Below are 20483 nucleotides of genomic sequence, written 5' to 3' on the forward strand. Positions count from 1 at the left end.
AAAGCTAATACGAAAAGCTAATACGAAAAGCTAATCTTCAATATCGTCCAATTCTTCTTCCATATGCTTTGATTGCATAGAAAGCAAGAATCCCGAAACACCAGCCGCAACAATAGAAGCAACAAGAACACCAAAACGTGCCTCTGCAGACAAATCTGCGTCCGAATATGCAAGAGAAGCAATAAGTAGCGACACTGTAAAACCAATACCGCACGCACAGGCAGTCGGAAGCAAATCAACTACGCGCAAAGAGTCTGGAACTTTTAAGCCAAGTAAGTGCTTTGAAAGCCAAGCAGTTACCATAATTCCCAAAGGTTTTCCAACAACCAGCGCAATAGTAATAGCAATAAGAATTGGAGACAAGAACAGCTCCCAAGTTAGCGTTTCAAAATGCACGCCGGTTGCAAAAAGCGCAAAAATAGGTAACGCTACTAAAGCAGATACAGGCTGAATTTTTTCGCGATAACGCTCAGCTCGCAAAGTTTTTTCTCCGTGAACTAGATGCGCAGGAGTGAGCAATCCTACCATTACGCCAGCTAAAGTTGGGTGCACTCCAGCTTCATACATCATTACCCATGCCACAACACCAACTAGCGCCACAAGAGGCCACGGAACATGTTTAAGACGCACTAAAGTAGTCCAAATAAGACCACACACAACAACGCCAACAAACCAGTACCACGCGTTTAGCGAAGAGAAGAACACTGCAATAAGCGCAATTCCAAGCAAATCGTCAACAGTTGCGAGAGTCATCAAAAACGCGCGCAAAGAATGAGGCAAAGTTTTAGCAAATAAAGCTAATACTGCAAGCGAAAAAGCAATATCGGTTGCAGTTGGAATCGCCCAACCAGCACGAACCATGTCTAACGAAGGTAAAGCACCGGATGTAAGACGCATAATCTCCTGACCGGCGTGAAGCTCCGAAAATACGGTTACTATTGCCACAAAAAGCAAAGGCGGAGCAATCATGCCACCAACTGCGCAAATCATTGGCATTGCGGCAGCACGAGGATCAGAAAGAGAGCCAGCAATAAGCTCGTGCTTTAAATCTAAGCCAACAGAAAGGAAGAAAATAGTAAGCACGCCGTCTTGAACCCAATGACTAATCGACATGTGAATATTAGTAAACGGAATACCAATATGAGTATGCGAAACGGCTTCAAATACTGGCGCGGTTAAAGGAATGTTTGCAAGCAATAAACCAGTAAGAGCAAAACCAAGCATAATTAAGCCAGAAATTCGCTCATTATTTGCTATATTGCGTACTATTATCCAGCTGCGTCGTATCATGTTGTAAATATTTCCTCCCAAAGTTATGCAAAACACATTAATTTTGCAGCACTTTTTAGTATAGCGGAGAGGTATAAACCAAGAAGTTGAGATAAAAAAAAACGCGAGGCAAATGCTTCGCGTTTCGCTTGTGCGCCAGACAGGATTCGAACCTGCAACCTTCTGATCCGTAGTCAGATGCTCTAATCCGTTGGGCTACTGGCGCATGTTTTCCGCTCACAAGAACAACGCTCTCGTTTTCGGCAACTTGACTAATATACAACCATCACCAACAAAACACAAACCCCGGCGTGTCGGCCGGGGTTTGCTTAATCTTCCACAAAAACTACTCGCGGTGCTCAAGCACTTTATCTACAAGACCGTAAGATTTAGCTTCTGGAGCAGTTAAGATTGTATCCACCTCAATATCTTTGCGAATACGCTCAACATCTTGACCAGTATGCTTAGCAAGAGTATTTTCTAACCATTCTCGCAATCGAAGCATTTCCTTAGCCTGAATCTCAATTTCAGTAGCCTTACCAAAATCTTGACCCATCGCAGGCTGATGAATAAGCACGCGCGCATTCGGAAGAATCATACGCTTGCCATGAGCTCCAGCAGCAAGCAAAATCGCAGCAGCAGATGCAGCCTGACCCAAGCATACGGTTTGCACATCCGGGCCAATATACTGCATTGTGTCGTAAATAGCAGTCATTGCAGTCATAGAGCCGCCAGGAGAATTGATATACATCATAATGTCGCGTTCGCTATTCATGCTTTCCAACACCAAAAGCTGAGCCATAATATCGTCAGCAGAAGTGTCGTCAACCTGAACGCCCATAAAAATAATGCGATCTTCAAAAAGCTTCGTATACGGATCATGTGTTTTTAAGCCGTATGGAGTTTGCTCACCAAACTGTGGCAAAACGTAGCGGTTAGTAATTCGCTGTGCCGAAGAAACGCCGCCAAAACCAGCCAAACGCTCAGCACGCGCAACAAACTTTGCTTCTTCACTTGCCATAAGTTACTCCTCACCTCGCATTGAAGCAGGAGTTGTTACGATTTTATCTACAAAACCATACTCCAACGCCTGTTTAGCAGTGAACCAGTGATCATATTCGTTATCTCGGTAGATTTCTTCTATGGTATGACCAGTCTGCTTAGCTGTTAATTCAGAAAGTGTTTTCTTCATATCCATAATCAGCTCAGCATTAATACGCACATCCGTAGCAGTGCCACCAACGCCGCCAGAAGGCTGATGCATAAGCACGCGCGCATGAGACGTAATATAACGCTTACCAGGTGTTCCAGAACTAAGCAGGAACTGACCCATAGAAGCTGCCATGCCGACTGCAATAGTTGCAACATCTGGTTCGATTAGCTGCATAGTGTCGTAAATTGCCATGCCTGCGGTAATAGAGCCACCAGGCGAATTAATATACAACCAAATATCTTTCTTAGGATCTTCCGCAGCAAGCATCAGCATCTGAGCGCAGATGATATTAGCATTCTCGTCTTTTACTTCAGATCCCAACCAAATAATGCGATCTTTTAGCAACCGATTAAAAATAGAATCGGTTTGCGAAGACGCTTCCGCCTGTTCCATAACAGGAGAAGCTGTAAAAAGCTCAGTCACCTTATCTCCTTACCATAAACTTAAGTATTCCTAGATTATCGTGTGCGCGTGACCGTATAGAAAATATAGTATGCAGCGAATCAGCGAAATATTCTAGACTGAATTTTTACGAATCGATTCAGATAATTATTCAACTATTATACAGATTGATATAAAATGTTTAGTATATTTTTTATTAATGCAAATTCGCTCAAAGAGGAGAAGTCATGGATTCTAACAACTTGCCAAGCAACAATTATTCTCCAAATACGGAAGAAAATAATGACAATCAGAGCAACGATTACCAAAATAATTGGAATCCAGCGGATACTTACCCAAATGATGCTAATCAAACGGACAGCTATCAAAACAACGAATATCAGAACAACACTTACCAAAACGACGGATACCAGAGCAACACTTATCAAAACAACGGATACCAAAATAGCGGCTATCAAAATGGGTATCAGAACAATTCATACGTGAACAACGATTACCAGAATAATTGGAATACAGAAAACACTTACCAAAACAACGACTATCAAAATAGTGAATACCAAAATAGTGAATACCAAAACAACGGCTATCAAAATGATTGGTATCAAAACGACTATCAAAACGGGTATCAAAATGGATACCAAAATGGGTACGCAAATAGTTATATAAATAACGATAAATTATTAAAAACGTATAAGAATGTTCAGCAGAAAGCAATAAACTTCATGAATACGACGCTACCAGCTGATCCTACAAAAAGAGCCTATGCAATTATTGCTATTGTTTTAGCAGTAATAATTTTCGGCTTCATATCTATTAACGCTGTAGCAAATTATCACAATTGTTCTTCAGAAAAAAGCGCCAATATTGAAGAATACGTAAATTGCCATCCATCAGACTTTGAAGAAAGAGGCGATGATGACATATCCGCAACGTTTGACGCTAACGGAGATAACCTCAATATAACTGTTAAATTTACAGATCGCGTACCTGACGATGCAATTCCAAAGGCCACTGCTACTTTTTCCGACAGACTCTTCCTTTCAAATCTGTTCCCAGTAGTTGAAGAAGCTAAAAATAAGGTCAGCTCTCCAATACACTTGTATTACACTATTTTAAATGACGACGGCAGTGTTATTTATAAAGATGACTTCATCGATAACTAAACAATATTACAATATGCGCTTTTGCTACTAATTGAATTAGCAAAGGCGCATATTTTATTTGCGTCTAAAAATTCTTGGCAGCAGCGTTACACTTCGTGCAGCAGCGCAGGAAACAATCATCGGAACAATCACAATAAGCGGAACATTCACTAGTTGTGCCACAAGTAAAAGCGCAAACCATAATGATTTTCGGCTCGCAGCCAATAGACTTGCAGCGCCAAAAATAGCAGACAATACCAATACATTAGGCTGGTTTATAAGAACGCTTCCAATAGGAAGTTTCATACTTACAGCGCACACAACAAGCCCAATGCAAGCACCCGATGAAATACTAGGCTGCAGCACGCCGCCGGAAGCACCGTAGCGCAAAACAAGCAAAGTAGCAAGCATTTTAATCATTGCAAGAAGCAGCAAAAGAATCATAATATTCGAACTAGCTGCCAAATTCGGAAAGCTTGATACAGAAAAAGCAAGCTGAGCAAGCGACCTACCATTGCCCATAATATGCGGAAAAAGGCAAGCTATAACACCAATAAGTAAGCCGGCTATTGGCATAAAACACAGCATTTTTACGCCGCGCAAAGCATGAGTGCGACACCAAATAATACAAATGCGAAAAACGCAACCAAATAAGCCACACACCATGCCAACAGCAACAGCTAAAACAAAAATTTGCCAAGAAATCGTGCAAGAAAATTGCGAAATATTGTAGTATTTGGAATGATGCAGTAAAAATTCTGCAACAAACGTTGCAACATAATTCATAACAAGAGCAAAAGGCAAGCAATACATGCGCTCCGATTGCGCAATATTTTTAACTACATTAACCGCTACAGGACCATTTTCGCGATTTAGCCACGCATAAAAACCAAGACCTTGAGTTTTACTAAGCAAACCTAGTGCAAGCACAGTACCAGCTAAAGGCGCGTGATACACTGCCGCCAAGCCAGCGCCCGCAGCAGAAGCAATAAGTACGCGCTGAGTTTTAGCGGACACATGAAAAATACTGCTGTAACGCTGAGCAATCATTGCAGCCAATTCTCGCGGAGCTACTTCCCTGCCGATTGAAATTCCAGAACCAACAATGCCGATTTGCAGCAAAACGTGTGCAATAGTAGAAAAAATTGGCATAATACTTCCGAAAACAGCTTGCGGAATTGTAACAATACGAGGAGGATTTTCTCTTTTGCGCAAAAAATACCAAGCCAGTGAAGCAATAGTCATTGAAATGGTTGTAGATAGCACGTAGCGATACCAAGGAAGCGCCGAAAATACAGTGTTTTCAGCAGATTCAATTGAGCCAAAAGCAAGGTATTGTACTGCGTAAAGAATAAGCGTAAGAACTGTTGCGCCTAAGCCTGCAAGAATGCCGAGAATAATAGAAGCTGCAGCAAATCGCGCTACTCGAATTGCGAGATTAAGTAAACCGCCAAATCTGCAACCAGATTCAGACTTAGTTTCAGCGCTACTATCCATAACTTCTCGCAATTCTTACGTAAATTAGCCCTTTGATTAGTTAGTTAAGCTATAAATAAGACCCTATAAGTAAGACCCGGCGGAAGAATAATTCCGCCAGGTCTTACTTAAAGCCGTTACAAAGTAACGTAGAACTTAGTTACTTCTACTTGGAAAGCTCGTCAGCAACAGCAGCAGCCTTAGTTGCAGCTTCTACGCTTTCGCTTTCTTCATCTTCCTCAGACAAGAATGCGCTCAAATCAAGAGCCTCGCCTTCAGAAACAAACTTTACAGCGCGCATACCAGCAAGCAAGCCCTTAGAACGAGCAACTTCCTGAATAGCGGAACCAAGCTGACCGTTGTTCACGATTGCATTGATGAACTGGTTTGGATCCATGCCGTACTGCTGAGCAACAGAAATCAAGAAGTTAGTGACATCTGCCTGAGAAACGGATACATCCATCTGCTCAGCCAAAGCATCGAGAACCATCTGGTCGCGAATTTCCTTTTCTGCAGCCTTCTGAGCTTCATCCTTCTGCTTCTTAGTAGCCTTTTCAGGATCTGGGGTCATGCCCTTCAAATGCTCAGCAACAGCCTTGTCCAAAACACCCTTTGGCACAGGAATTTCAACTTCTTCCTGAAGCTTAACAAGGAATGCGTCACGAGCATTGGTGGCCTGACGACCTTCAGCAGCCTGCTCGCAAGACTTGCGAATTTCTTCCTTCAATTCCTTCAAAGTGTCAAACTCGGAAGCTTCCTGAGCGAAGTCATCATCAAGCTTTGGCAATTCCTGAGTCTTTACGGAATTAACCTTAACCTTAATCTGAGCATTCTCGCCCTTATGCTTACCGGACTCAAGCTTGCCTTCAAAAGTGGTTTCTTCGCCGGCAGAAAGGCTATCCAAAGCCTCATCCAAGCCGTCAAGCAAAACGCCGGAACCGATTTCGTAGCTGACGCCTTCCTGAGCGTCAACAACTTCATCGTTAATGCGAGCTTCCAAATCAATATTGGTGTAATCACCCTTAGTAGCTGGACGATCAACGCCAACCAAAGTTGCGAAACGCTGACGAAGAGCTTCCAAACGAGCCTTAACATCCTTGTCGGAAACCTTTGGCTTCTCAACTTCAATCTCAACGCCCTTGAACTTGTTCAGCTTGAACTCTGGACGACGCTCAACGGTTGCAACAAACTTAAGAGTTGCATCAGCTTCAGTAGACGTTGGAACTTCCTGAACGTCGAACTCTGGCTGATCCATTGGGTGAATCTTCTTTTCTTCCAAAGCATTGGAATAAAGCTCTGGTACAGCGGAATTAACGGCTTCACCAGCAACGGCTGCAAAACCGACACGCTGATCTACAATCTTGCCTGGCACATGACCCTTACGGAAACCTGGCACGTTAATTTGCTTAGCAATCTCCTTACGAGCCTCATCCAAGAATGGCTTGAAGTCTTCGAGATCTGCGGTGATAGTGAGCTTAACCTTAGTTGGCTCAAGATTCCTGACGCTGATTTTCACGCTTGCGCTCCTGAAATTACGTTTTCTACCTTCTGCCGTATGGCACAACCGTTACATGATAGCGCGAGTTACGGACTCAGCAATAAGTGCAACTTGCCACGGCCTAGCGCCCTGTTCCAAAAAGAAGGAATAAACGTCAACATCCGTAATATTTTCGCACCAGCATAAGTTACGAATAATTTGCGGTTTAATAATGACTTCTACTGGAGTATGCGTGTCTTCCGAAATACTTGTAAGAACTGCGCGAATTCGTTGCAAACGCTCATATCTAGCAGGATGATGCTCTTTCCAATAGCGCATTGAGCGAGGAGCAGATTGCGAGTCTTGAGACTGCTGCAAACTTTTAGAATCTTTAAAATCGTTAGAATTATTATGCTCAATCTCCGAAAAATCATCCATAGCTGTTTCGCCGGATTTTGCACGATTAAGCGCGTTTTCAATAATATTCTTCCAAAGAGATGGCTTAATTTTGCGCTGAATTGGCGCGTAACGTTCAAACATTTTGTCTTGTTCGCTGCCTGTGTGAATGCGCACACGCTCGTTTAGCGAACGAATAGAACGAAAATCGCGAGCATTACGCGGCTTACGCTTTCCAGCTTCAATAATTGCTGCGTCAGAAAGCAAAAGCGTAGGCGCAATATCGTATTTTTGAGCTAAAGCGTCACGCTCTTGCCACAAGTCTTTTGCAATTATTAAGCCAACACGATCGTGCATAAGAACATTTATATGCGAAATTTTAAGCCACGGACGCGGATGAGGCGCTTTCTTTTGCGCACCCTTTATAAGCAAGTGCTTAAATTCTTCTTTAGCCCAGTCAAATTTTCCCTGCTTTTTAAGCTCACCGCGCATAACTTCTTCTAGTTCGATTAGCAACTCAACGTCTAAAGCCGCGTAATTTCGCCAATCTCGAGGAAGAGGACGATAAGACCAGTCCGCTGCAGAATGTTCTTTTGCGAGCGTCAAACCCAAATAATATTCAGTTACAGAACTTAAGCCGAAGCGCTTTCTGCCAAGTAATTTAGCCGCGATTTCAGTATCAAATAAGTCACGCGGGCGCAAACCAATGTCGAAAAATCCTGGCAAATCTTGCATAGAGTCGTGAATAATCCAAGGCGAATCCCCTATTGCCTCGTTAAACTCATGCCAATCAACACCGAGATTTTTAAGAGCCACAGGATCAAGCAATCCAATTCCTGCACCCTTGCGTTTAAATTGAATCAACCAATCTTCATGATTGTAGCGAAAACCGGAAGCTCGCTCAGCGTCCGCAGCCAAAGGCCCAGAGCCTGCTGCCAACAAACTGCAATACTCTTTATATGATTCAAGCGTATCAATGACTTCTGGAACACCTTCTCGCGGCTCTTTTAAAAGCTTTGGTTCCTCGTTCAAGAAAGCCTCCTGATTGTACGCTTAGCAAACACATGCACTTAAAACTATACGCAATATTACACACATAGTTTGCACATTGCTACAGCGAGTAACGCAACCGGATATTCTAATTACGAGGTTTACGCAACAATAGTATTCCTCGCGTAATAGCAAAACCTAATACGCTTATAACTAAGGTTGGAAGCATTGCACTAAGGAAATATGAAGCATCCAAATAGAAGAATCTTAACGATATTGAGCCAAGACTAAAGCACACGTTCTCAGCTAAATTCTTAGAACCGCATGGTAAACCAAGAAGATGCAAAGGCACTGCAAAACACACTAAAAGCGCGTCATAAATAATACCTACAAGCACAACAATCCATCCGCCTTTGCCAGCCATTCCAGCACACACGGACACTCCGGCCATAAGCAAGAATGGGAATATCATAAGCGAAATCATAATGCCAATGCCTTCGCTCAATAGCACGAGTACTGTAGAAGCAATATAACCAATAACTAAAGTAAACCAGCAACCAGCAAGAATATTATGCTTAGAAATCCAACTATCTTCTTTCATAAAATCTGTTTTACGCAAACAATACTCTTTAACAGCATCCAACACGTAATATCCAAAAGCGTAACCAACCAAGGTACCAATAATTCCGCCAAAAGCAATAATTAGAAGCGCAAGTATTAACAAGCCGAAAGAAAGCTTACTGCCTGCATAAGGATAAGAAGCAAGAAAAATGTCGAAAAGTATGCCACATAACACGCTTAATATCGATGTGATTATCGGCAACGTTAAGCTTCTGGAACGCATCATAGCAAATAAGGATTGAATAACAAAAAATATTACAACCAGTAAAACTGCTGGACCACACGCAACTGAAACACTTAAATGACTACTATGCACTAATGCGTAAGGAGCGGAAGCAAGAACAGTCACATAAAAAATAAGCGAAACAATCACAGCAACCAAAGCCACAGTATGCGTGCGATTCCAAGTACAATATTCCTTCAACTTCTTCATGATAAGCTCCTTTGCCTATGCAATATTGAATATTGATGAGATTCTATCATAAACAAAAAAAATGTAAATATAGAAAAATACGCTCTTAACAGAATTATTACAACTTACAGAGCGATATTATTTAAGCACTTCGGCAATTCAATGCGCATATTTAGATTTAGTACACTACAAAACCGTGGTCTTTGAACTGGTTTACAACTCGCTCTTTAAGTGCTCTAGAAGGCCCTTTTTGATTCTCAAGAGGGTACGGAATCCTAAGCTCATGCCACTTTGGGCGGCCTAGCTGATGGAAGCCAAGCACGTCAATATGCTCAACAGCGTCCCCAAACGAATCGCAAATTTCGGCAACTTTTTCAACGTTTTCTTCGCTGTCGGTCAAACCTGGAACTAGCACAAAACGCACCCAAATCTTCTTACCAGCCTTCGCCAAGCGCTGACCAAAGTCAATAGTGGGCTGAAGCAAGCCGCCGGTAACTTTTTTATACGTTTCTTCAGTTCCGGATTTAACGTCAAGAAGGCAAAGATCAATGTCTTCAATCATTTCGTCTGTGTAATTGCGATTCAAAAAGCCGGAAGTATCCAAGCAAGTGTGAACGCCCATTTCTTTTGCAGCACGAAAGACTCTAGATACAAAAGCTGGTTGCATCATGGATTCGCCGCCAGAAAAAGTAATTCCTCCGCCGGTTGCTTTAAAAAGACTCTGATAACGGTCGACTTTTTTAATCATCGCATCTAAGTAGACTGGCTTGCCGTCGCGCATTTTCCAAGTATCAGGATTTTGGCAATACTGGCAGCGAAGCGGGCAGCCGCTCATAAACACTGTCATACGAGTTCCAGGACCGTCAACAGAAGTGTTAATATCCCAGGAATGTACGAACCCAATATCGCCTGTTTTAAGAGCTACTAAGCGATCTTTTCTGTCTAATCCAATTGGCGACTCAAAGCCTGAAAGTCCACCCATTAAAGTTTGGCGAGCATACTCTTTTGACTCTTTGAGCATATGCTGAGTAGTAGTGCGAAACGCTGTATTTTCAACCACTTTTCTGCCCTCCAAACTTATTTAGCTGTGTGTAACTGTTGAATGTAACTATTGCAACAGTAACTTGCGTCTAACCGTTGTGCAAATAAGTAAACCGGGAGCGAAGCTAAGCTCGCTCCCGGCGCTCATAGATTAGATGAGTCAGTCAGAGACTGATCCTTGGTGGAACGTACGAGAAATAACGTCGAGCTGCTGTTCCTTAGTGAGCTTCACGAAGTTCACCGCGTAGCCAGAAACTCGCACCGTCAAATGCGGGTACTTTTCTGGATGTTCAACTGCATCCTCGAGCTGTTCCTTGCGCAACACGTTAATGTTCGCGTGATACAGTCCGTGACCGTTGCCAGCATCCAGAATGCCGACCAAATTATCAATCCTCTCACTTTCATCTCGACCTAAACCATCAGGAGTAATGGTGTTGGTCAGTGAGATGCCATCGAGGGCATCGTCATAATCAATCTTACCAACAGAAAACATAGATGGAAGCATTCCGTGAGAATCCATTCCATTTTCTGGGTTTGCGCCTGGTGCGTACGGCGTGCCTTTTTTGTGTCCAGACGGGAAAGAACCGGTGTTTTTGCCGTATTCAACGTTAGAAGTAATTGTCAAAATTGATTGTGTCGGCACGGCGTTTCTATACACAGGCAAACGCTTTACCTGACCCATAACTGTGCTTACAACCCACTTTGCCAAGTCGTCTGCGCGATCGTCGTCGTTACCGTAGATTGGGAATTCACCAACAGTCTTGTAACCTACGACCAAATCGTCGTCGCCGCCTTCGATGTACTCGTACTCGTGGCCTTCAGTATTCTTAGCATCCTTGTTGTAGATTGGGTAAACCTTTGCATACTTCAAGGCAGCCAAAGAATCCGCTGCAATAGACAAGCCAGACATACCGCAGCCAAGCGTACGGTAGACTTCCCTATCGTGCAAAGCCATTTCAATGGACTCGTAAGCGTACTTATCGTGCATGTAGTGGATTATGTTCAAAGCCTCAATATAAGTCTCGGAAAGCCATTCCAAAGCCTTCTCGTAGTTGGCCTTGACTTTCTCGTAATCGAGAGTGCCGTCGGCTTCTGGGCGAACTGGTTCAATAACGCCCTTGTCAATAACCTGCATGCCGGTCATTTCATCGCGACCACCGTTAATAGCGTAAAGCAAAGCTTTAGCGGAGTTCACGCGTGCAGCGAAGAACTGCATCTGCTTACCAACGCGCATTGGCGAAACGCAGCAAGCAATAGCAGCATCGTCACCCCAGTGCTCACGAATGTCTTTATCTGACTCGTACTGGATTGCAGAAGTGTCAATAGAGATTCGTGCGCAGAAACGCTTGTAGGCTTCTGGAAGCTTTGGATCCCAGAAAATAGTGATGTTTGGTTCTGGCCCTGGCCCAAGATGCTCAAGAGTCAAAGTATTGAGCAGACGGAAGGAAGTCTTGGTTACGAAAGTGCGACCATCCTCGCTAAAGCCTGCATCGGACCAAGTTGCCCAGTAAGGATCTCCAGAGAAGATTGCGTCGTAATCCTTAGTACGCAAGAAGCGCACAATACGAAGCTTCATAACAAGAGCATCAATAATTTCCTGAGCATCAGTTTCGTTAATTAAACCGGCCTTCAAATCGCGCTCAAAGTAGCAATCGAAGAATGCGGAAACGCGGCCGAAGCTCATTGCAGCGCCATCCTGGCTCTTAACAGAAGCAAGATAGCCCATGTAAGTCCACTGAACAGCTTCCTTAGCGGTTTGAGCTGGACGAGTCAAATCCAAACCGTACTCGTTACCCAAGTTAATAAGCTGTTTCAAAGCCTTAATCTGCTCGTCATGCTCTTCGCGGAAACGAATCCAATGCTCAATTTCAGTCTCGGTAAAATCGTTGCGGTATGGAATCGAATCCTTATCACGCTTCTTGAACTCAATAAGCATGTTCACGCCGTACAAAGCCACGCGACGATAATCGCCAATAATACGACCACGGCCGTAAGCATCTGGCAAACCGGTTAAAATCTTGTTGTGGCGAGCAATCTTAATATTCTTGGTGTAAACACCAAATACGCCATCGTTATGCGTCTTGCGGTAAACGGTAAAGATCTTCTTAATTTGAGGATCTACTTCCTTACCAGCTTCCTTAATAGCCTGCTCAACCATTCGCCAACCGCCGTTTGGCATCATAGCGCGCTTGCAAGGCTCATCAGTTTGAAGACCTACGATTACGTTATCTACTTCTGGGCTTTCAATGTAGCCTGCTGGCATGGCGTCAATTCCTGCAGGAATATGAGTTTCAACATCGTATACGCGACGCTCACGCTCAACAGCCAAGTAATTGTCATCAAGATACTTCCACATGTGCTTCGTTTTTTCTGTGGCATTAGCCAAGAAGCTTTCGTCGCCTTCATACGGCGTATAGTTCTTCAAAATGAAGTCACGAACGTCAATATCTTTCTGCCAGTTGCCACTTTCAAAACCGTCCCAAGCTTTGGTGCGAAGATCCTCTTCATTGAGAACGGAAGCATCAACCGATGTCATTTTTAAGCTCCTTTTGTAATGCAGCGCACCTTCACGCTGTCTCAATAACAATATTAAGGCATGCGTAGAAAAGTGCGCGAGGAGTTTTGCAAGAAATCTAGTGAGATATGTCACATTTTATTCACGAAAAGCGGTTGTAACAGGCATTCTGCGATCCCTACCAAAAGCAATTGCGCTTACTTTTGGACCCAACGGATACTGCCTGCGCTTCCACTCGGCGCGATCTACTAAACGCATAACCGTATCTACCGTATGAGAGTCAAAACCGTCGGCAAGCAAATCAGCTCTTCCGTGAGCATGCTCAATATGGGCTTGTAAAACACGGTCAAGAAGCTCGTATTCTGGCAAAGAATCGGAATCTTTTTGACCCGGACGAAGCTCCGCGCTAGGCGGCTTAATAATAGAGTTTACTGGAATCAAAATGCCGTCTTTAGGAGTATCTTTCTTTTTAGCATCCTCAAAACCAACAATTTTTAGCATGCCAACGCCTACTCCAGCTTTAGCTGCACGATTTCGCCAGCGAGAAAGAGCCCAAACACGCGTTTTTAGCAAATCTTTAATAGGAGCATACCCACCTACCGCATCTCCGTAAATTGTTGAGTATCCGCAAGCAAGCTCTGATTTATTGCCAGTTGCGAGCGCCAACACGCCGAGAGAATTTGAGTAAGCCATTACGATTACTCCGCGAACACGAGCCTGCAAGTTTTCTGCAGCAACACCTTGCAAGGAAAGTTGCGATTGGAAAGCCTTAAAAAGCGGCTCAATCGGCTGCACGTCGTAGTGCGCTCCAATACGCTCAGCTAAATCGCAAGCATCATCTTTAGAACCGTCAGAAGAATACATGCTCGGCATGGAAATTCCGTGAACGTTTTCGCCGCCACACGCGTCCGCAGCCATAGTTGCAACTAAAGCTGAATCAATACCGCCAGAAAGACCTAAGCACACGCCTTTAAAACCGTTTTTACGCATGTAGTCGCGAAGACCTAGAACGCAAGCGCTGTAAACTTCTTCATCCGAATCTAGTTTTGGAGCAATGCTAGAAGATTTTTGAGAAGAAAGCGAAGTGTCAAAATCAATAAAAGACAAGTCTTCGGCAAACATTGGCGAGCGCTCAAGCAAAGTTCCATCCGCATCTACAACAAAACTTCCGCCGTCAAATACTAAATCGTCTTGGCCACCAACCTGATTCACGTACACAACCGGAGCATGAACTTCCGCAGCCCTCTTTTTAGCCAAGTTCAAGCGCACATGAGTTTTACCTTCCTCGTAAGGAGAGCCGTTCATTGTTACAAGCGCATCAATACCAAGTTCTGACAAGCGTGCAACAGGTCCGCCATCTTGCCAAATGTCTTCACAAATAGCAAAACCAAGACGCATATTATTAATCTGCAAAATTTCGCACTTATTTCCGGAAGAGAAAATACGAAACTCGTCAAAAACGCCGTAATTTGGCAAAAAATGCTTATCGTACTTAAGCACTGACTCACCTTCGTGCAGCACAAGCAGACGGTTACGAGGCTTTCCGGCAGACTCGTCGAAACCAACAGTGCCAACTACTACGTAAAGCTCCCCCAAGCCTTCTTCCAAAAGTTTTTTAGCAAGCGAATCTGCAGCTTTTTGCGCGGCAGCACGGAAAGTTCCTCTTAAAGCAAGATCTTCAATCGGATATCCGGTTAATGTCATTTCTGGAAACACAACCATATTCGCACCATTATTTGCGGCGCAAGTTGCATATTTCACTACTTTTTCAACATTGCTATCAATGTTTCCGACGCAGGTATCTATCTGCGCTAATGCCAATCGCAAAAAACTCATATTTCCTAGTTTAATAGCATGCGTTACGCAAGTAAGCGACGTGTTGAAAAACTTATTTTTTCCCCGCACATGCCGTAAGCATGCGGATTAGTAACACGTCATAAATATTACTAATAAGCAAATTGTAGAATTCTTAATTTTTCTGGCCTATATTGAGAACTCGTTACTCGCGAAGGGGAGAAACGTAAAAACAAAATAAAAGAAAAATAAAAAAAAACAAACAACAACAAAAACAACAAACAAACAGGTAAACAAAACCACAACCAAGGAGAAGAAAATATGCGCAGGATTAAGGTTATTGCATCGCTCACAGCACTCGCAGCGCTCGCAACTTTTGCTTTAAGCGGATGCGGAAGCGCTAAAAGCGCAAACGGCAACGACAAGACCATTACCGTAGCAGCAACGCCAACACCACATGCTGAAATTCTTAACAATGTTGTGAAACCAATTTTGAAAAAAGAAGGTTACAAGCTTGTTGTTAAGGAATTCACCGACTACGTTCAGCCAAATGCTGCAACCGAAGAAGGCGAAGTTGACGCAAACTACTACCAGCATCTTCCATACTTGGACAACTACAATAAGGAAAAGGGCTCGCACCTGATTTCAATTGCAGGAATCCATTTTGAGCCATTTGGACTTTACCCGGGAAAGACAAAAACCATTAAGGATTTAGCTAACGGCGCTACTATTGCAGTTCCAAACGATCCTTCTAATGAGGCCCGCGCACTTCTGCTTCTTCAGGATGCCGGCTTGCTTAAGTTGAAGAATCCAAAGGATGTAAAATCAACAGTTAACGACATTACGAGCAATCCTAAGAATTTGAAGTTCAAAGAGCTTGACCCGTCTGCAGTTCCAACAGCTATTAAGGATGTTGATCTTGCTGCAATGAACGGAAACTACGCTATTCAGGCTGGTTTTAACCCAACTAAGGATCCTCTTACTTCCGAAAAAGTTGGTGGCATTGCCGCTAAAACTTACGAAAACATTATTGTTGTAAAGAAGGGTTCGCAAAAGCTGGCTAAGATTAAAGCCTTGATTAAAGCTTTGAAAACAAGTGCAGTTCGCGATTATATTACCAAGAATTATAAGGGCGCTGTGCTTCCAGTTTTCTAAAGAATAACAAGTAGCCACATACTGCCGCAAGGTGTGTGCTTTGCGGCAGTATTTTTAGTATTTTTTAGTTTGTAATATACGTAGGGTAGATATTTTAGTTAAGTATTGAACTTACCTAAAGTATTTAAGAACAATAAGCTGTTAGGGAATAAGCATGATTCAGATTGAACATCTTCATAAAAGCTACGGAAAAGGTAGCGAAGCACATGAAGCATTGCACGATATTAATCTCACCATTGAATCTGGTGAAGTATTCGGAATACTCGGCTCTTCCGGTGCCGGTAAATCTTCATTAGTGCGCTGCATGAATCTGCTTGAAAGACCAACTTCCGGAAAAGTTGTAATTGACGGCAACGATATTACAGAAGTAAAAGATAAAGAGCTTGCTAAAGTTCGCGCGAATATTGGAATGATTTTCCAAAACTTTAGCCTTTTCCAGCAGCGAACAGTATTGCGAAACGTAACTTTTCCACTGGAACTAAATCACACTCCAAAAAAGGAATGCGAAGAGCGCGCACACTATTTGCTCGACTTGGTTGGATTGCAGGATTTTGCTAACCGCTACCCTAGCCAGCTTTCCGGCGGACAGCAGCAGCGCGTAGCAATTGCTCGAGCCTTGGCAAATAATCCTTCGATTATGCTTTGCGACGAAGCTACAAGCGCACTCGACTCCACTACAACCGCTCAAATACTTGACTTACTGCGCCGAATTAACCGCGAGCTTAACGTAACACTCGTTATTATTACGCACTCGTTGGCAGTTGCTAGAAATATTTGCGACCGCGTGGCAATGATTGACGGAGGAAATATTGTGGAATTAGGAGACACTGCAGATCTTTTTGCAAATCCACAAAGCGATATTTTGCGCACGCTTATTGCAGACGACAAAGTAGAAAATCATAGAAATAAGAAGAGTTTTACCGAAAACTACACACTTGCAAGCGAGGTGAAGTAAAATGCTTGAAACTGTTACACAATTTATTGACAACTACGGCGATTTACTAATTGAAGGCGTGCAAGATACTTTAGTAATGACTTCTGTTGCAACACTTTTAGCTTATGCAATTGGTCTTCCAATTGGTGTGCTGCTTATTATTTCGGACAAAAAAGGCATCTGCCCAAACGCAACTTTAAGCGCTGTTATTGGCTGGATAGTTAATATTGTGCGCTCAGTGCCGTTTATTATTCTTCTTGTTGCTTTAATTCCGTTCACTCGCCTACTTGTTGGCACATCTCTTGGCGTTCCAGGCGCTATTGTGCCGCTTGTTATTACGGCAGCTCCGTTTGTGGCGCGAATTGTTGAACAGTCTTTGGCAGAAGTTGACGGAAGCTTAATTGAGGCTGCACAAAGCTTTGGAGCAAGCAAGCTTCAAATTGTGTGCAAAGTGCTGCTTTGGGAAGCTTTGCCTTCTCTTATTCGCGGCGCTGCTCTTACATTCATAACGCTTTTTGGTTTTAGCGCAATGGCTGGAACAGTTGGAGCTGGCGGACTTGGAGATATTGCAATACGCTACGGCTACCAGCGCTACCAGTACGATGTTATGACAGTTGCTGTGGTTCTTTGCATTATTCTTGTACAGATTGTGCAAAGCTTAGGAGATTTTATTTCACGCACTATAAATCACCACGAACGATAAAAATTTAAAACTCTAACTTTTAAACTAAGGCATGTTGTGAAAACTTTACAAGAACGAAGTCTTCGCAACATGCCTTTAATAAAAAGTGCATGTAATCGTGTAAAATGGCTGATAATTCGACATTTGCAGGGGTGCTTTCTTTTAGAAGGCTGAGATAGGCAAAACCTAACCCTTCGAACCTGTTTAGTTAATACAACGTAGGGAGCAACGATTTTAGTATGACCTCGAATTATCCATACGCATCAATGCGTGATCAGTTCAATCTCACCGCCTGCTTTATTGCAGACCCAAAAGCTTGTAATAATCGTCCGCTTACCGATATTGTTGATGATGCTTTGCGCGCAGGAGCAACGTTGATTCGTCTGCATGCAAACGATGAGAGCGCAAAAGAAATCACAACTATTGCTCGAGATATTGCGCAAATTATTGAAGACAATAACAAGTGCGATTCAGTAACTTTTGTTATTGACGAGCGAGTTGATGTTGCTTGGCAGGCTAGAAATCAAAGCATTAAAGTTGACGGCGTTCACTTAGCTCAAAGCGACATGGAACCTCGAGAAGCGCGCGCTTTGCTTGGCGAGGATGCTGTTATTGGTTTAACAGTTGAAACAGAAAGCTTAGTTAAGGTTATTAACGAGCTTCCAGACGGTTGCATTGACTACATTTGCGTAACAGCAATGCGAAACCCAGAAGAAGGGCAAGAAAACTCTACTGCCTCTTACGAATTGGAAGCAAATCACACAACGTTGGACGAAGCAAAAATCAATACGATTTGCTCCGCAAGCGACTTCCCTGTTCTTGTTGGCGGAAAAACTCAGCTTGAAGACGTATCTATGATTGCTCGCACAAAAGCTGCAGGCTTCTTCGTTACAGAACCGATTTATGCTTCACAAACTCCAGAATCAACAATGCATGATTTTGTTGAAAGCTGGAAGTCTGTTCGCCAAGAAAGCAAGCACGGCTATGCTAAGCGCGTAATTTCTGCAGAAAATAAGGAAGAAAAGTCTGCAGAAAAAGACGAACAGAAGCCAACTTTTATTAACGCTAAAGAAGCAAAAGAAGCAGCAAAGTTAGCTAAGCAGCAGCGCGTAGATATTGCTTCACGCGGATGCACTCAGCGAGACAAGGCTCATATTCGCAAAACTACTCCAGTTCATTTTGAGTACGAGTACGGTTCTTACGATTTGGAAGTTCCATACACTGAGATTAAGCTTTCTGACACTCCTGGCGTTGGCCCTAACCCGCCTTTTAAGGACTACAATACTGAAGGTCCAAAGTGCGATCCTAAAGAGGGCTTGGCTCCGCTTCGTCTTGACTGGATTCGTGACCGCGGTGACGTTGTGGAATATGAAGGTCGCAGACGCAATCTTCAAGACGACGGAAAGCGCGCAATTAAGCGCGGTAAGGCTTCTAAGGAATGGCGCGGACGCACGCATAAGCCAATGAAGGGCGCGGATCATCCGATTACGCAAATGTGGTATGCGCGTCACGGAATTGTAACCCCAGAAATGCAGTATGTTGCAACTCGCGAAAATTGCGACGTTGAGCTTGTTCGCTCCGAACTTGCAGCAGGACGCGCTGTAATTCCTTGCAATATTAACCACCCTGAGGCAGAGCCTATGATTATTGGCTCGCGCTTCTTAACTAAGCTCAACGCAAACATGGGCAATTCTGCCGTAACTTCTTCTATTGACGAAGAAGTTGAAAAGCTTACGTGGGCAACGAAGTGGGGTGCGGATACCGTTATGGATCTTTCCACAGGTAACGATATTCACACCACGCGCGAATGGATTTTGCGCAACTCCCCTGTGCCAATCGGAACTGTGCCAATGTACCAGGCTTTGGAAAAGGTTGAGGATGATGCTTCTAAGCTCAGCTGGGAGCTTTTCCGAGATACGGTTATTGAACAGTGCGAGCAGGGCGTTGACTACATGACTATTCACGCCGGCGTGCTTCTTCGTTACGTGCCGCTTACCGCAAACCGCGTAACCGGTATTGTGTCTCGCGGCGGCTCGATTATGGCTGAATGGTGCTTGCAGCATCATCAAGAAAGCTTCCTTTACACGCACTTTGAAGAATTGTGTGAGATTTTTGCAAAGTACGATGTTGCATTCTCTTTGGGCGACGGTTTGCGTCCAGGTAGCTTGGCTGACGCTAACGATGCGGCTCAGCTTTCCGAGCTTATGACGCTTGGCGAGCTTACAAAGATTGCTTGGCAGCACGATGTGCAAGTGATGATTGAAGGCCCTGGCCACGTGCCATTCGACACTGTGCGTATGAATATTGAAATGGAGAAGGCTATTTGCCAGAACGCTCCATTCTATACGCTTGGTCCTTTAACTACCGATACCGCCCCAGGCTACGATCATATTACTTCCGCAATTGGCGGCGTGGAGATTGCGCGCTACGGCACTGCAATGCTTTGCTACGTAACTCCTAAGGAACATTTGGGATTGCCAAACAAGGACGATGTGAAGCAGGGCGTAATTGCGTATAAGATTGCTTGCCACGCGGCTGATCTTGCTAAGCATCACCCGCATGCAATGGATCGCGACAACGCTATTAGTAAGGCTCGTTTTGAGTTCCGCTGGTTGGATCAGTTCAACTTAAGCTACGATCCAGATACCGCAATCGCCTTCCACGACGATACGCTTCCTGCAGAGCCAGCAAAAATGGCTCACTTCTGCTCCATGTGCGGACCAAAGTTCTGCTCGATGGCTATTTCGCAGAATATTCGTAAGCGCTTTGGTGGAGCCGCTCAGCAGGAGCAGCTTGTTGAAGAAGCTCGAAACCAGGCTATTGCTGACGGCATGAAGGAGATGAGCAAGAAGTTCCAGGAATCTGGGTCTTCGCTTTACCAAAGTGTTAAAGCATAAAGTGCGTAAGTGCGAACTTAAGCGCTGTAGGCGAAGCTTGTGTGAGCTTACAGCGCGCGAATTACTT

General features: G+C 43.8%; 14 protein-coding genes, 1 tRNA gene, 1 pseudogene and 1 riboswitch. Of the genes and pseudogenes, 5 read left to right on the plus strand and 11 right to left on the minus strand.

Annotated features, from left to right (window positions below):
- Positions 1–51: 51 nt before the first annotated feature.
- From NG78_RS01120 to NG78_RS01105, 4 genes and pseudogenes are all read right to left on the minus strand, one after another.
- Positions 52–1290 (minus strand): annotated as a pseudogene (locus NG78_RS01120) (Na+/H+ antiporter NhaA); the annotation flags it as partial.
- Between the two features lie 131 nt (positions 1291–1421).
- A tRNA-Arg gene (locus NG78_RS01115) sits at positions 1422–1495 on the minus strand.
- Between the two features lie 120 nt (positions 1496–1615).
- The gene (locus NG78_RS01110) at positions 1616–2290 is read right to left on the minus strand and encodes an ATP-dependent Clp protease proteolytic subunit (protein ID WP_004135168.1); all 675 of its coding nucleotides are present in this window, start codon (positions 2288–2290) and stop codon (positions 1616–1618) included.
- Between the two features lie 3 nt (positions 2291–2293).
- Complete coding sequence (locus NG78_RS01105; protein ID WP_004135169.1) at positions 2294–2905, minus strand: ATP-dependent Clp protease proteolytic subunit; 612 nt, start codon at positions 2903–2905, stop codon at positions 2294–2296.
- A gap of 206 nt (positions 2906–3111) precedes the next feature.
- On the opposite strand from NG78_RS01105, the gene NG78_RS01100 reads away from it, so the two are divergent.
- On the plus strand, positions 3112–4047 hold the full coding sequence (locus NG78_RS01100; RefSeq protein WP_004135175.1) for a hypothetical protein: 936 nt from the start codon (positions 3112–3114) through the stop codon (positions 4045–4047).
- Between the two features lie 54 nt (positions 4048–4101).
- On the opposite strand, the gene NG78_RS01095 is transcribed toward NG78_RS01100, so the two are convergent.
- From NG78_RS01095 to NG78_RS01065, 7 genes are all read right to left on the minus strand, one after another.
- On the minus strand, positions 4102–5523 hold the full coding sequence (locus NG78_RS01095; RefSeq protein WP_004135177.1) for a chloride channel protein: 1422 nt from the start codon (positions 5521–5523) through the stop codon (positions 4102–4104).
- Between the two features lie 145 nt (positions 5524–5668).
- Positions 5669–7018 (minus strand): trigger factor, encoded by a 1350-nt coding sequence (gene tig, locus NG78_RS01090; protein WP_004135179.1) that lies wholly within the window; start codon positions 7016–7018, stop codon positions 5669–5671.
- Positions 7019–7069: 51 nt separating this feature from the next.
- Positions 7070–8407 (minus strand): HRDC domain-containing protein, encoded by a 1338-nt coding sequence (locus NG78_RS01085; RefSeq protein WP_004135182.1) that lies wholly within the window; start codon positions 8405–8407, stop codon positions 7070–7072.
- A gap of 106 nt (positions 8408–8513) precedes the next feature.
- Positions 8514–9419, minus strand: a complete 906-nt coding sequence (locus tag NG78_RS01080) for a hypothetical protein (RefSeq protein ID WP_004135183.1) — start codon at positions 9417–9419, stop codon at positions 8514–8516.
- A gap of 157 nt (positions 9420–9576) precedes the next feature.
- Complete coding sequence (pflA, locus tag NG78_RS01075) at positions 9577–10458, minus strand: pyruvate formate-lyase-activating protein (RefSeq protein WP_004127262.1); 882 nt, start codon at positions 10456–10458, stop codon at positions 9577–9579.
- A gap of 141 nt (positions 10459–10599) precedes the next feature.
- On the minus strand, positions 10600–12975 hold the full coding sequence (gene pflB, locus NG78_RS01070; protein WP_004135184.1) for a formate C-acetyltransferase: 2376 nt from the start codon (positions 12973–12975) through the stop codon (positions 10600–10602).
- A gap of 117 nt (positions 12976–13092) precedes the next feature.
- Positions 13093–14790: an NAD+ synthase gene (locus NG78_RS01065; protein WP_004135185.1), complete on the minus strand. Its 1698-nt coding sequence runs from the start codon at positions 14788–14790 to the stop codon at positions 13093–13095.
- A gap of 279 nt (positions 14791–15069) precedes the next feature.
- On the opposite strand from NG78_RS01065, the gene NG78_RS01060 reads away from it, so the two are divergent.
- The 4 genes from NG78_RS01060 to thiC all read left to right on the plus strand — a co-directional run bounded on the left by NG78_RS01060 (position 15070) and on the right by thiC (position 20416).
- Positions 15070–15903 (plus strand): MetQ/NlpA family ABC transporter substrate-binding protein, encoded by an 834-nt coding sequence (locus NG78_RS01060; protein ID WP_004135186.1) that lies wholly within the window; start codon positions 15070–15072, stop codon positions 15901–15903.
- A gap of 154 nt (positions 15904–16057) precedes the next feature.
- Positions 16058–16858: a methionine ABC transporter ATP-binding protein gene (locus NG78_RS01055; protein WP_004135187.1), complete on the plus strand. Its 801-nt coding sequence runs from the start codon at positions 16058–16060 to the stop codon at positions 16856–16858.
- Between the two features lies 1 nt (position 16859).
- Positions 16860–17540: a methionine ABC transporter permease gene (locus NG78_RS01050; RefSeq protein ID WP_004135189.1), complete on the plus strand. Its 681-nt coding sequence runs from the start codon at positions 16860–16862 to the stop codon at positions 17538–17540.
- A 117-nt stretch (positions 17541–17657) separates the two neighbouring features.
- Positions 17658–17761: riboswitch (TPP riboswitch) on the plus strand.
- The gene (gene thiC, locus NG78_RS01045) at positions 17759–20416 is read left to right on the plus strand and encodes a phosphomethylpyrimidine synthase ThiC (protein ID WP_004135191.1); all 2658 of its coding nucleotides are present in this window, start codon (positions 17759–17761) and stop codon (positions 20414–20416) included. Its footprint overlaps the riboswitch before it by 3 nt.
- Positions 20417–20483 lie beyond the last annotated feature (67 nt).

This window comes from Gardnerella greenwoodii 00703Dmash (assembly GCF_000263635.1).
Taxonomy (GTDB): domain Bacteria; phylum Actinomycetota; class Actinomycetes; order Actinomycetales; family Bifidobacteriaceae; genus Bifidobacterium; species Bifidobacterium greenwoodii.